The sequence below is a fragment of the Variovorax palleresanus genome (genome assembly GCF_051144945.1).
In the GTDB taxonomy this organism is placed as follows: Bacteria; Pseudomonadota; Gammaproteobacteria; order Burkholderiales; family Burkholderiaceae_C; genus Variovorax; species Variovorax paradoxus_S.
The window spans coordinates 2,710,109-2,723,486 of sequence record NZ_JBJNVP010000002.1 but is presented as its reverse complement, the minus strand read 5'-3'; the positions used below and the strand labels follow the sequence as shown (position 1 = coordinate 2,723,486).

Genomic DNA, 13,378 nt, shown 5'->3' with positions numbered 1-13,378 from the left:
GGGATGTCGGTTCTTACGAATGGCTGGGCAGGATGTTCAGCAGCGCGGCCGGCAGTTCGGCCTTCAGCGCCCACTGGCGCATGGCTTCGATGTCGGGCGCGAGGTAGCGGTCGCGTTCGAGAAAAGCGACCTTCCGGCGGATGGCGGCGAATTCGGCTTCGACCAGCGGCGAGCTCTTGAGGCCACGCTTCAATTCGATGCCCTGCGCGGCGGCCATGGCTTCGATGCCGACGACGACCGCCGTGTTGTTGACCATGTCGCCCAGGCGGCGCGCCGCGAAGGTGGCCATCGACACATGGTCTTCCTGGTTGGCCGAGGTCGGCAGGCTGTCGACGCTGGCGGGATGCGCGAGCGATTTGTTTTCCGACGCAAGCGCCGCGGCCGTGACCTGCGCGATCATGAAGCCCGAGTTGAGGCCACCGTCGTGCACCAGGAACGGCGGCAGTCCCGAGAGGCCGGTGTCGAGCAGGAGCGCGATGCGGCGCTCGGCGATGGCGCCGACTTCGCTCACGGCCAGCGCGATGATGTCGGCCGCGAAGGCGACCGGCTCGGCGTGGAAGTTGCCGCCCGAAATCACCTCGCCGGTGTCGCAGAACACCAGCGGGTTGTCCGACGCGGCGTTGGCTTCGATCACCAGCACGCGTGCGGCATGCGCGAGGTTGTCGAGGCAGGCGCCCATCACCTGCGGGATGCAGCGCACCGAATATGGGTCTTGCACGCGGCCGCAGTCGGCATGCGACGGCACGATCTCGCTGCCTTCGAGCAGCGTGCGCACGGCACCGGCCACCGCGATCTGTCCCGGCTGGCCGCGTGCCGCGTGAATGCGCGCATCGAAAGGCTTGATCGAACCCTGGATGGCTTCGAGCGAGAGCGCACCCGACATCAAGGCCGAGGCGAACACATCCTCGGCGCCGAACAGCCCTGCGAGCGCGAGCGCGGTCGACACCTGTGTGCCGTTGAGCAGCGCCAAGCCCTCTTTAGGACCGAGCACGAATGGCTCCAGGCCGACGAGGCGCATGGCCTCGGCGCCGCTGACCACCGTGCCGTCGGCCGTGGTCGCTTCGCCCTCGCCGATCAGCACGCAGGCCATGTGGGCAAGCGGCGCAAGGTCGCCCGAAGCGCCGACCGAGCCCTTGCACGGAATGCGCGGCATGACGCCCGCATTGAACAAAGCCAGCAGCGCATCGACCAGCGCGGGCCGCACGCCCGAGTGGCCGCGCGCCAGGCTCACGGCCTTGGTGGCCAGCACCATGCGCACGACGGGCGCGGGCAGCGCCTCGCCGGTGCCCACGCTGTGCGAGAGCACGAGGTTGCGCTGCAGCTCGGCCAAATGGTCGTTGCCGATGCGCGTGCTCGCAAGCTTGCCGAAGCCGGTGTTGATGCCGTACACCACCTGGTCGTTGTCGACGATGTGGCGCACCGCCGCTTCGGCGCGGGCCATGCCATCTTGCACCGAGGGGTCGAGCGCCAGCTGCACGCCACCGGCCTGGATGCGGCGCAGCATCGCGAGGTCCACCTTGCCGGGCGTGAGGGTCAGTGTGGCGGTTGTGTGATTGCTTGGCATGTGAACCTGTCTATACAAGTGGTTGCGAGAGAAAACCTTCGGTTTCCGTGTCAAAAAAATCAACCGAAGGACGGGTTGCCGTCGGCTTTGAAGCGGCTGCCCAGGCTGTAGCGCGACGCCGGATGCAGGCAGCGCACCCAGGTGACCGGCGTGTTGCGTGTCCAGGTGCGGCGCGTGAGCAGCAGGCACGGGTCGGTGGGTTCCATCGCGAGCCGGCTCGCCTGTTCGGCGGTGGGCAGCACGGCATCGACGACGTGTTCGATCTGGTCGAAGGGCACGTTGCGCACCAGGTACTCGCTGGGCGGCACGGCGGCAAAGTCCTGCTCGAGGTAGTCGGGCACAACCTGCGGATTGACGTAGCGCTCTTCCAGCTGCACCGGCGTGTCGTTCTCCAGGTGCAGGCAGACGCTGTGGAACACCGAGGTGCCCGCGCGCATGTCGAGCCAGGCCGCGACGTCGGGCGAGGCGGACAGTCGTTCGACCGCGAGCATCTCGCAGCGGTAGTCGTGCCCGCGTTGGCGGATTTCGCTCGCGATGTTGGCAATCTGCAGCAGCGTGGACTGCGGTTTGTTCTCGGCCACGAAGCTGCCGACGCCGGCCGTGCGCACGATGCGGCCCTGCTCCATGAGCTCGCGCAGCGCGCGGTTCACCGTCATCCGCGAAATGCCGAATTGCGTGACCAGCTCACTCTCGGAAGGCAGGCGGTGGCCGGGCGGCCAGGTGCCGTCCTGGATCTTGCGGGAGATGTGATCCTTGACTTGCGCGTAGAGGGCGAGGGTGGGCAGGTCGCGTTTCATGTCAGGTTTCCAACGCGATGGTGCTTTTGTTCTGGGCGCTGTTGTTCTGGGCGCTGTTGTTCTGGGCGTGTGCACAGGCCACCGGGTACTCCCCTCCGCGAATGTCCCCCGGCTTCGCCTCCTCCTTTATTTCGCTGCGGGGAGCACCCGATGCCCTGTGCACTGGGGCACGCTCTGAGTGTTCCGCCGATCAACGACTGCTCCGTATAACGCTCCCGCTGATGGGGTGCCTTGCGCAGCGAAATAAAGGAGGAGGCCGCAGGCCGGGGGACATTCGCGGAGCAAGGTACCCCGTCGGCGGGTGCGCGCCCTGAACAGCAGCGCTCCGAACAACGCGCCAAACGCAACCCGCGATGAATTGAAAACCCGGCCTTCATCCTAGTGCTCCACAGCAGCCATCGACTCCGCGCGAATCTCTTCCGTCAACCGCGCCTTGATGTCCATGAATTCCGGCGAGGTCTTGATGGTGTAGCTGCGCGGATGCGGAAAGTCGACTGCGATCTCGGTCTTGATGCGGCCGGGCCGCGCGCTGAACACCGCCACGCGGTTGGCCATGAAGATCGCCTCGTCGATGTCGTGCGTGACGAACAGCACCGTCTTGCGCGCCGATTCCCAGATGCCGAGCAGCAGCTCCTGCATCAGCACGCGGGTCTGGTTGTCCAGCGCGCCGAAGGGCTCGTCCAGCAGCAGCATCTTGGGGTCGTTGGCGAGCGCGCGCGCAATCGCGGTGCGCTGCTGCATGCCGCCCGATAGCTGCTTCGGGAAGTGGTTCTCGAAGCCGCGCAGGCCCACCTTGGCAATGAAGAACTGGCTGCGCTCCTTCTGGTCGGCCTCGCTCATGCCGCGCTCGCGCAGGCCGAAGCGGATGTTCTGCGCCACCGTGAGCCACGGAAAGAGCGTGTAGCTCTGGAACACCACGCCGCGGTCGGCGCCCGGGCCATCGATGCGCTCGCCGTCGAGCAGCACCTGGCCGGTGGTCGGAAAGTCGAGCCCCGCGACGATGCGCAGCAGCGTCGACTTGCCGCAGCCCGAGGGGCCGAGGATGGTGACGAAGTCGTTCTCCTTCACCTCGAAGTCGATGGGCAGCAGCGCCTGCGTGCTCTGTCCCTTGGTGCCGGTGAAGACGCGCGAGACGCCTTGAATGGACAGCTGGTTGTTGTTCGTCATCACAGGGCCGCCCATGCAAAGAGGCGGCGGTTGAGCGCCTTGAAAGCGAAGTCGGACACGAGGCCGATGACGCCGATCACGATGATCCCGAAGATGATCTGCCCGGTGTTCAGGAGCGCCTGGCTGTCGGTGATCATGTGGCCGATGCCCGACGAGGAACCGATGAGCTCCGCCACGATCACGTAGGTCCAGGCCCAGCCGAGCACCAGCCGCAGCGTTTCGGCAATGCCGGGCGCGGCACCCGGAATGAGCACGCGCGCCACGATGCCGCGGCTCTTGGCGCCCAGCGTGTAGGCCGCCTCGACGAGGTCGCGCCGCGCGCCGCCCACGGTCACGGCCACCATCAGCACGATCTGGAAGAACGAGCCGATGAAGATCACCAGCAGCTTCTGCATTTCGCCCAGGCCCGCCCACAGGATGAGCAGCGGAATGAACGCGGACGCCGGCAGGTAGCGGCAGAACGAGACGAAGGGCTCGAAGAAGGCCTCGACCGTTTTCCACGTGCCCATCGCAATGCCCAGCGGCACGGCGAACACCGCGGCCAGCAGGAAGCCGCCGAACACGCGCCACACGGTCATGCCGATATCGCCGATGAAGCCGTACTCGGTGAAGAGCAGCCAGCCTTCCTTGACCATGGTCGGCGGGCTGGCGAGGAAGGTCGGCGACACGAAACCGCCGAGCGTGGCCATGGCCCACGCCAGCACGAACACGACGAAGAAGCCGAGCCCCAGCAGCACGCGCGAGCGCGCACCGATGGGTTCGAGCGGCGCGAACACGCGGCGCCGCGTGTTCGCCACGGTCTTGGATGAAACGGCAGGCGCTGATGCAGCCAGCGGCTGCACCTGCGGCAGGGCCTTACTTGACGAAGCTTGCATCGAAGGTTGCTGCATAGTCTTCAGGTGCCTTGCGGATCACGCCGGCCTCCAGCAGGATGGCCGTGGCTTCCTTCATGAAGCTGGTGAGTTCGCCCGCAAAGAACTTCTGGTTGGCGGCCTTGTCCTGCCAGCGCAGGTAAGCCGACGACTTGGCGAACTGCTCGCCGCTCTGCTTCACGGCCGAGCCCATGAGCTCGTTGGCCTTGGCCGGGTCGGCCTTGATCATGTCGAGCGCCTCGAAGTACGACTGCGTGAGCGCCTGCGCAGCCTTGGCGTTGGCCTTGAGCCAGGTGGGCGCGCAGCCCACGGTGTCCATCACCATCGGGTAGTCGAGCGTGGTGGCCAGGATCTTGCCGGCGGTGGGGTTGGCGCGCACGGTCGACAGGTAGGGCTCGTAGGTCATGGCCGCGTCGTTCTGGCCGGCCACGAAGGCTTGGGCGGCGGGCTGCGGCTCGAGCGAGACCAGCTTCACGTCCTTCAGCGTCATGCCGTTCTTGTTGAGCATCCAGGCCAGGCCGAAGTAAGGCGCGGTGCCGGGGGCGCTCACGCCGATGGTCTTGCCCTTGAGGTCGGCGAAGCCCTTCACGTCGTTGCGCACCGCGAGGCCGTCGGCGCCGTAGGACTTGTCCATCTGGAAGATCTGCACGATGGGCACGCCGTTGGCATTCCAGGCCACGTGCGTTTCCACCGTGGTGGCCGCGCACTGGATGGCGCCCGAGGCCAGCGCCAGGTGCCGGTCCTTCTGCGGAATCATCTTGAGTTCGACGTCCAGGCCGTTCTTCTTGAAGATGCCGGCCTTGTCGGCCAGTGAGAGCGGCGCGAAGCCGGTCCAGCCGGACATGCCGAGCGCAATTTTTGTTTCCTGCGCGGCGGCCGTTCCAGCCATGCCCGCTGCACATGCGCCTGCTGCCAGCAGGGACGCGACTTTCACAATTACCGGTTTGACCATGGGTACTCCTGGTTCTGTTCTCTGGAAAAAGGCTCGGCGGTGCACCCGGACTCGGGCTGCACGAACCTCGCATTGTTGCCAAGCGCCCCAACTTGTATATACAGGATAACCCGAAAGGATCAATTCCGGTGCATCCTTCAGGAAAATGCACCAGATTGCTGTCTATACAGGAAGGGTGGCGGGACGGGCTTCACCTTTGCAAACCTCATGCCACAGTCATGTCGATGCCGCTGGGGGACAATCGACGCCTCCCTCCTTTCCCTGCCCATCCCGCCCTTCGCACCCGCTGCCTGTGTCCTCGCTCGCCCCCCTCCCCCTCGACGCCCCCGGCAGCAGCAGCGCACCCGCCGACATCCTTCACGAAGTCTTCGGCTATTCGCAGTTCCGCGGGCCGCAGCAGGACATCGTCGACCACGTGGTGGGCGGCGGCGACGCGCTGGTGCTGATGCCCACGGGCGGCGGCAAGTCGCTGTGCTACCAGATCCCGGCCATTGCGCGGCAACGCGCGGGGCGCGGCGTCTCGGTGGTGGTGTCGCCGCTGATCGCGCTGATGCACGATCAGGTCGGCGCGCTGCACGAGGCCGGCGTGAACGCGGCCTTTCTCAATTCGACGCTCGACTGGGAACAGACGCAGGACGTGGAGCGCCGCATGCTGCGCGGCGAGATCACGCTGCTGTACGCGGCGCCCGAGCGCGTCAACACGCCGCGCTTTCTGTCGCAGCTCGATTCGCTGAAAGAGCGCGGCAAGCTCTCGCTGTTCGCGATCGACGAGGCGCATTGCGTGAGCCAGTGGGGCCACGACTTCCGGCCCGAGTACCGCGCACTCACGGTGCTGCACGAGCGCTACCCGGGCGTGCCGCGCATTGCGCTCACCGCCACCGCCGATGCGCTCACGCGCGCCGACATCGTCGAGCGGCTGCAGCTCGAAGAGGCGCGCCAGTTCGTCTCCAGCTTCGACCGGCCGAACATCCGCTACACCATCGTCGAGAAGAAGGACGCGACCACGCAGCTGCTGCGCTTCATCGAGCGCGAGCACGAGGGCGATGCGGGCGTGGTCTATTGCCAGTCGCGCAAACGCGTGGAAGACGTGGCGGTGATGCTGCAGGGCGCCGGCATCAACGCGCTGCCCTATCACGCGGGCCTGGATGCGGCGGTGCGCCAGAGGCACCAGGACCGGTTCCTGCGCGAGGAAGGCATCGTGATGGTGGCGACCATCGCCTTCGGCATGGGCATCGACAAGCCCGACGTGCGCTTTGTCGGCCACCTGGACATGCCCAAGAACATCGAGGGCTACTACCAGGAAACCGGCCGCGCGGGCCGCGACGGCGCGCCGGCGGACGCCTGGATGACCTACGGCCTGCAGGACGTGGTGAACCAGCGCCGCATGATCGACGAGAGCCCCGCCGGCGAAGAATTCAAGCAGGTGATGCGCGGCAAGCTCGATGCGCTGCTGTCGCTGGCCGAGGCGAGCGACTGCCGGCGCGTGCGCCTCCTGGGCTACTTCGGCGAGAAGAGCACGCCCTGCGGCAACTGCGACAACTGTTTGAACCCACCGCAGGTGTGGGACGGCACCGATGCCGCGCGCAAGCTGCTCTCCACCATCTACCGCGTACAGCAGCTGAGCGGCATCAGCTTTGGCGCGGGCCACATCATGGACATCCTGCGCGGCAAGGAAACCGAGAAGGTGAAGCAGTTCGGGCACGAGCGCATCAGCACCTTCGGGCTGGGCGCGGAGTTCAGCGAGGTGCAGCTGCGCGGCGTGCTGCGCCAGCTCATCGCCACGGGCGCGCTGGCGGTGGACGCGGAAGCCTTCAACACGTTGAAGCTCACCGAAGGCTCTCGCGCGGTGCTCAAAGGCGAATCGAACGTGACGCTGCGCGAATCCATCTCGTCGCCCGCGGAGCGCAAGCCCCGCCGCGAGAAAGTCGCCAAGGGTGCGCCGTCGCCGGCCGCTGCCAAGCTCGACGACACCGGCAAGAAGCGCTTCGAGGCGCTCAAAGCCTGGCGCGCCGAGGTGGCAAAGGAGCACAACCTGCCGGCCTATGTGATCTTCCACGACGCCACGCTGGCGTCGATTGCCGAGCGCGCACCGGCGACGCTCGAAGACCTGCAGGGCATCAGCGGCATCGGCACCAAGAAGCTCGAGGCCTACGGCGCCGAGGTGCTGCGGGTCTGCAAGGCGTTCTGACACGGGCGCAGCCATGGACACCCGCCAGATGCGCTGCATTGTCGCGGTCGCCGAGGCGGGCAGTCTCACGCGGGCGGCGGAGCGGCTCGGCCTGGCACAGCCGGCGCTCACGCAAACGCTGAACCGGCTGGAGCAGGAGATCGGCACGCGCCTGTTCACCCGCACGCGCCGCGGCGCCACGCTCACGGAGGCCGGCCTCGCGGTCATCGACGACCTGCGCGCCAGCCTCGCCTACAGCGACACGGCGGCCGAACGCGCGCGGGCCATGGGCGCCGGGCGTGCGGGCCGGCTGACCGTGGGTTTCGTGACGCATGCGGTCTACGAGGTGCTGCCAAACGCGTTGCGCCGGCTGCGCGCCGAACATCCGCAGCTCGACGTGGTGCTGCGCGAGATGAGCAATGCCGAGCAGGTGGCGGCGCTGGAGGGCGGCCGCATCGACATCGCGCTGCTGCATCCGCCGGTGTCGGTTACCGCCCGGGTGCACGAATTGCGGCTGGGCGAGGAGGCGATGGTCGCCGCGCTGCCGGCCGACTGGCCGCTGGCCGACGATGGATGCGTGTCGCTCGCCGAGATCGCCCGGCACGGACTGGTGTGGTTTCCGGAAGAACAGATTCCCGCCCTGCGCGCCCAGCTGCTCGGCGCGCTGCGCCGCGCGGGCCACGAGACGCGGGTGGTGCAGGACGCCAACCGCACGCTGACGGTGCTGGCCTGCGTGGCGGCGGGCCTGGGCTGGTCGCTGCTGCCGCGCTCGGTGCGCGCGCTGCGGCACGAGGGCGTGCGTTATGCCGAGGTACGCGACGGCGCAGGACTGCCGGCCTTCGAGTTGTCGGCGCTGTGGCTGGCGCGCTCGCGCCCGACGTTCGCCGACGCTTTCGCCGCCCTGCTTGCGAGCAGCCCGGCGCCGGCCTAGTCCACCTGGATCTTGTTGTCCTTCGCGAGCCGGGTCCACTTGGCGATCTCGGCACGGCGGAAGCTGTCGAGCTCGGCCGGGCTGGAGCCGATCACCTCGGCGCCGAGCGCTTCGAGCCGGGTGCGCACCTCGGGGTCCCTGAGCGTGGCGGCGAACTCTTTCGACAGCCGCTCCACCACGGGCGCGGGGGTGCCGGCCGGCACGAACACCGCATTCCATTCGTAGACCTCGTAGCCGGGCAGGCCGGCCTCGGCCACGGTGGGCAGCTGCGGCAATGCGGGCGAATGCGTCTTGCCGGTCACGGCCAGCGCACGCAGCTTGCCGCCCTGGATGAAGGGCAGGCTGGATGCCAGGCTGGCGAAGAACACGGGGACATGTCCCGACATCACGTCGGTGAGCGCCGGACCGCCGCCCTTGTAGGCCACGTGCGTGATCTGGACGCCGGCCATCGAGGCGAACAATTCGCCGGCCAGATGCTGCGCCGACCCATTGCCCGACGAGGCGTAGTTGATGCCGCCCGGCTTCGCCTTGGCCTGGGCGATCAGGTCGGCGACGCTCTTCATCGGCGCCGACGGATTCACCACCAGCACGTTGGGCACCTTCACCAGCAGCGACACCGGCGCCAGGTCGCGCAACGTGTCGAAGGGCATCTTGCGCAGCGCAGGGTTCTGGGCGTGGTTGGAAGCATCGAGCATCACGGTGTAGCCGTCGGGCGCGCTCTTGGCGACCAGGTCGCCGCCGATGGCACCGCCGGCGCCGCCGCGGTTATCGATCACTACCGGCTGGCCGAGCTTCGCCGAGAGCTTGGGCGCGATGATGCGCGCCACCGCATCGACGGTGCCGCCCGGCGGATAGCTCACGACCAGCCTCACGGGCTTTTCCGGCCACGCGCCGGCATGCGCTGAAAGCCCGGCGAGCAGCAGGGCCGCGCCCGCAAGGGCACGGGGAATGGCGCGCAGCAGGCGTGCGCGCGAGAGCTCATTGGTCGTCATCGATGTCTCCGGTTTTGAACTTGAACAATTGCGCGGGCGTGTCGACCTGGATGCGCCGGCGTGCCGTTTCGTCGGGCACCCAGTCGGCCAGCGCCGCCTGCGCGGCGGCGTAGTTCGCGACCTCGCGGTGCTGGGTGTGCGGCCAGTCGCTGCCCCACACCAGGCGTCCGGGGCCGAAGGCTTTCAGCAGCGCGCGGGCGGCATCGCGCGCGGCTGTGCCGGCCGTTGCCGCGGGCCAGTTCCGGTAGGCGGCCGACAGCTTGACCCAGATGCGCCCGCTGGCTGCGGTGCCGAGCAGCCAGGCAAAGCCTTCATCGGCGATGGCGGGCGCCGACGCAGGCCGGCCGAAATGGTCCACCACCAGCGCGCATCCGGCATCGAGCACGGCCTGCGCTGCGAGTGCCAGGTCGCGGGATTCGCGGTGCAGTTCCACATGCCAGCCGAGCGCCCGCGCGCGGACGAAGAGCCGGTGCCACTCGGGCCTGGAGAAATCGGGGAGCGGCAGGCCCACGAGGTTGAGGCGGATGCCGCAGATACCGGCCTCGGCCATGGAATACAGCATGGCGTCGTCCGCGGTCGGGTCGACCACCGCCACGCCCCGCAGCCGCTCGGGGCAGGCGCGCAGCGCGCCGAGCAGGAAGCTGTTGTCCAGGCCCAGAAAGCTGGGCTGCACCAGCACGCCATGCGAAACGCCGTGCGTGTCGAGCAGCGCCAGGTATTCGGCCAGCGTGGCCTCGTAGTCGGGCGCATGCCGGCGCGCCGCCGCCAAGGGCAGGCCATGCGCGAACACATGGGCATGGCTGTCGATGGCTGTGATGGCGGCAGGAGGCACGGCGTTTGTCTCGGTCGGAATCGTTGTGCGTTCGGGAGCGAACGTGGGCGAGTATCCGCAAGGCAAAACCTGTTGGGAATGCGTCTCCTGGTTGCGTTTGGATAAGCGCGGCTTATGACGCTCAGTTCGTGGCGGCAGGCAGCGTGATCGGCACGGGCCGCGTAAGCAGGTCGACATACAGCTCGAAGAATCGCGCGTTGTCGAACTTCTTCACCACCGTCATCTTCTGCAGCGTGGGCCCCGCGGGCTGCGAGCTGTAGCCGATGGAGCGGCCGTTGTCGGCGGCGCCCGGTTTGGCGACCACGTCGACATAACGCTCCACCGTTTGCGTGGCATAGCTCGGATCGATGAGGTAGGCGAGCGTGAGCGTGTCCCAGATGTTCTGCGTGTAGCTGGGGTTGTTCTCGAAGCCATTGGTGCCGCTGAAGCCATAGCCGTTGAGTTGCCCGAACACCTCGGTCACGGCCGTCGGCTTGGCGGTGTGCGCGACGCGGTCGTAGATGGGCTTGGTCAGGAACACGGTGTCGGTCACGTCCAGCGGCACCACCACCTGCGGAATCGGCAGCCGCACCACGAACTGCGCGGCCTCGGGATCGAACCACCAGTTGAACTCGGCAAACTTGGTGGTGTTGCCCGCCACGTCGATGGCGCCGCCCATGTAGATGATCTTCTTGATCAGCGGCACGATCTCGGGGTTCCGCTTGACCGCGAGCGCGATGTTGGTGAGCGGGCCGATGGCCAGGATGGTGATCTCGTTGGGGTTGGCCTTCACGGTGTCGACGATGAAATCGACCGCGCTCTTGCCCTGCACCGGCGTATGCGTGGCAAAGCCGTCGGGCGAGGGCTTCAGGTCGGCATCGCTCTTGGGCTCGGGCGAACTCCAGGCGCCCAGGTAGCCGTCGCCGCCGGAGCCGGCCGCCATCTCGGCCTCGATGGTCGCGTAGTCGTGGTTGAACGCGTAGTTCGCACCCGCATAAATGCCGATGCGGTCGCCCACGCCCAGCCGCTCCACTGACTTCAGCGCATCGGCCACGCCCTGCTTGAGCCACTGGTTGCCCGACACCACGCTGATGCCCATGACCTGCACCTTGCCCGACGCCTGCAGCTGCGCGGCCATGACGCCGAGCTGGCCGTCGTCGCTCATGGTGTTGTAGTCGCTGTCGATGATGATCTTCTGCGCCGGCGGCGGGGCCGCGCCAAACCCCGGGGCCAGCCCGATGCCGCTGTTGCCGTCGCCACCGCCACCGCCACCACCGCAGGCCGAAAGCGCCGTGGCGAGCAAAGCCGCCGCCATCCATTTGCGTCGCTGAATCCGAATCTTCATCCCGGCTCCTTCTCGAGTGGTGGTGTTGTTGGCGATGTAGAACTAAATGCCAAACGTTTGCGCAAACGTTTGCTTGCACTCTAAAGCGCAAGCCGTGGGCGTGGCAAAGGGCAAGGTTTCAAAGGGTAACGACCACGCCGCCGAGCCGGCTCAGCCCGGCGCGGGCGCGGCTTCGAGCAGGCGCATTTCGCGCAGCGGGGTGCGATGAAGCAGGTAGGGCTGCTCCTCGATCGCTTCGGATTTTTCCAGCCCCGGCAATGCCTTGGCCGAAGCCGATGCCGGGCATGCGCCGCCGCCGCGCATGGCAAGCGCGGCCGCGAGCCGTGCCTCGGCCGGGTCGCCGAGCGCATGGTCGAAATCGTCGGCCACGGTGCAGTCGGGCACGAAGCCGTCGCCATAGTCGCCGAAGCCCTTGGCGTTGACGCCCTGGAACTGGATCGCGAAGTAGCTGGTGCCGCAGTTGTCCTGCGGCGAGAAGCCGTAGGGCTTGCCGCAGGTGGCGCCGCCCACGAGGTTGACCCTGACGTCGATGCCGCGCAGGCTGTTGACGACCGATTCGCTGGCCGAGCAGGTGTCGGGCCCGACCAGCACCGTCACCTGCGAAAGGCCGAGCCTGGGCAGCGGCGCGCCGGTGCGGCTGGTGCCGTAGAACGGAATGATCGACTGCGCCGGCGTCAGGCGGAACGGGTTCTTGTCGTTGAAGACGAGGCGCTCGAAAGCCTTGCCTGAGGAAGCGGTGGACGAAGACACCATGGTGGCGAGCCGGCTCGCGATGTTGAGCTGCCCGCCGCCGTTGTAGCGCATGTCGAGCACCAGGTCCTGGATACCGTCCTGCCTGAACTGGTTGAAGGCATCGATGAGCTGCGGCTCCGAGGTCGTGATGTGGTCGTTGAAGAGCAGATAGCCCACGCGGCCGCTGCCGGTGTCGATGCTCTTCACGTTCTGCACCGGCGTGCGCGTGACGCTCGCGGCCGCCAGCGTCACGGTGCGCGTCGCGCTGCCTTCCTGCAGCTTGAAGGTGTGCGACTCGCCGATCGTCGTCGGCGAGAGGCCGCGGTTGATGACGGTGGTGTTGGTGCCGTTGATCACGTCGATGCCGTCCACCTCGAGCACCTTGGCGCCGCGCGCAATGCCGGCCCCGGCCGCGGGCGAGCCGGGCTCGATGAACGCAATGCGCAGGTCGCGCGGGCGCGAGTTGCGCACGAACGCGAACTCCATGCCGTAGCCCGGCGCCACGCCGTTCTGCGACAACTGCCGGTAGCGCTCGGTGTCGTACACGTAATGAAAGCGGTCCTTCGCGCGGCCCGACGCGGTGACGAGCGGGGTCTTGAGCACGTTGAAATAAGCCACCGGCGTGGCGTAGTCGGCCGCCTTGAGCGTGGTCGGCACCTCGCCGTACCAGAGATAGGTTTCGTCGATCCAGCCGCGCACCCAGCGCTTCTCGTCGGTCAGGGTGCCGGCCTTGTCGGGGTAGGCCACCCCGGTTTCGGGGTTGATGCCGCCGCGCGGCGCGGCGCACAGGCCCGCCACGGTGGACGAGGCAAGAATGGCATCGTCGTCGCCGCCGGGCGGCGGTGCGATGGCCGTGGGGGGCGCAACGATCGGGAACGCGACGCCCCCTCCTCCTCCGCCGCCACCCCCGCCCCCACAGCCCGCGAGGACGAGGGCCGCGCAGGCCAGCACGAATGCGGCCGCGGCCGATACGGTGGAGCGCGGCATCTCCCGCGCGCTCGCGTTGCCAAAGTTCATCGAACCCTCCTCGTGTCCGCTGCGACGGACG

At 67.7% G+C, this 13,378-nt stretch carries 11 protein-coding genes; 2 read left to right on the top strand and 9 right to left on the bottom strand.

Features of this window, described 5'->3' with window-relative positions:
• Window positions 1-13: 13 nt before the first annotated feature.
• The 5 genes from hutH to ACJ7Z0_RS16780 form a co-directional block, all read right to left on the bottom strand.
• Window positions 14-1,564: a histidine ammonia-lyase gene (gene hutH / locus ACJ7Z0_RS16800; RefSeq protein WP_434790721.1), complete on the bottom strand. Its 1,551-nt coding sequence runs from the start codon at window positions 1,562-1,564 to the stop codon at window positions 14-16.
• A gap of 59 nt (window positions 1,565-1,623) precedes the next feature.
• Entirely contained in the window at window positions 1,624-2,361 is a 738-nt protein-coding gene (hutC, locus tag ACJ7Z0_RS16795) for a histidine utilization transcriptional repressor HutC (RefSeq protein WP_434790720.1), read from the bottom strand.
• A 378-nt stretch (window positions 2,362-2,739) separates the two neighbouring features.
• Window positions 2,740-3,543 (bottom strand): ABC transporter ATP-binding protein, encoded by an 804-nt coding sequence (locus ACJ7Z0_RS16790; RefSeq protein WP_434790719.1) that lies wholly within the window; start codon window positions 3,541-3,543, stop codon window positions 2,740-2,742.
• Window positions 3,528-4,403, bottom strand: coding sequence for an ABC transporter permease (locus tag ACJ7Z0_RS16785; protein ID WP_434790718.1), 876 nt, complete (start codon window positions 4,401-4,403; stop codon window positions 3,528-3,530). The genes ACJ7Z0_RS16790 and ACJ7Z0_RS16785 overlap by 16 nt, the downstream gene beginning before the upstream one ends.
• Window positions 4,384-5,352 carry an ABC transporter substrate-binding protein gene (locus ACJ7Z0_RS16780; protein WP_431125942.1) on the bottom strand — a complete coding sequence of 323 codons (969 nt, stop codon included), beginning with the start codon at window positions 5,350-5,352 and terminating at the stop codon, window positions 4,384-4,386. Before ACJ7Z0_RS16780 ends, ACJ7Z0_RS16785 begins: the two co-directional genes overlap by 20 nt.
• Window positions 5,353-5,644: 292 nt before the next feature.
• Between ACJ7Z0_RS16780 and recQ the strand changes: the two genes are divergently transcribed.
• A complete protein-coding gene (gene recQ / locus ACJ7Z0_RS16775) occupies window positions 5,645-7,540 on the top strand; it encodes a DNA helicase RecQ (protein ID WP_434790717.1) in 1,896 nt (631 codons plus the stop codon).
• A 13-nt stretch (window positions 7,541-7,553) separates the two neighbouring features.
• The gene (locus ACJ7Z0_RS16770) at window positions 7,554-8,450 is read left to right on the top strand and encodes a LysR family transcriptional regulator (RefSeq protein ID WP_434790716.1); all 897 of its coding nucleotides are present in this window, start codon (window positions 7,554-7,556) and stop codon (window positions 8,448-8,450) included.
• On the opposite strand, the gene ACJ7Z0_RS16765 is transcribed toward ACJ7Z0_RS16770, so the two are convergent.
• The 4 genes from ACJ7Z0_RS16765 to ACJ7Z0_RS16750 all read right to left on the bottom strand — a co-directional run bounded on the left by ACJ7Z0_RS16765 (window position 8,447) and on the right by ACJ7Z0_RS16750 (window position 13,347).
• The gene (locus ACJ7Z0_RS16765) at window positions 8,447-9,442 is read right to left on the bottom strand and encodes a tripartite tricarboxylate transporter substrate binding protein (RefSeq protein ID WP_434790715.1); all 996 of its coding nucleotides are present in this window, start codon (window positions 9,440-9,442) and stop codon (window positions 8,447-8,449) included. The two genes, ACJ7Z0_RS16770 and ACJ7Z0_RS16765, sit on opposite strands and share 4 nt — an antisense overlap.
• A complete protein-coding gene (locus ACJ7Z0_RS16760; protein ID WP_434790714.1) occupies window positions 9,429-10,274 on the bottom strand; it encodes an amidohydrolase family protein in 846 nt (281 codons plus the stop codon). Before ACJ7Z0_RS16760 ends, ACJ7Z0_RS16765 begins: the two co-directional genes overlap by 14 nt.
• A gap of 121 nt (window positions 10,275-10,395) precedes the next feature.
• Window positions 10,396-11,598, bottom strand: a complete 1,203-nt coding sequence (locus tag ACJ7Z0_RS16755; RefSeq protein WP_434790713.1) for a nucleoside hydrolase — start codon at window positions 11,596-11,598, stop codon at window positions 10,396-10,398.
• Between the two features lie 150 nt (window positions 11,599-11,748).
• Window positions 11,749-13,347: a S41 family peptidase gene (locus tag ACJ7Z0_RS16750; protein WP_434790712.1), complete on the bottom strand. Its 1,599-nt coding sequence runs from the start codon at window positions 13,345-13,347 to the stop codon at window positions 11,749-11,751.
• Between the last annotated feature and the right edge of the window lie 31 nt (window positions 13,348-13,378).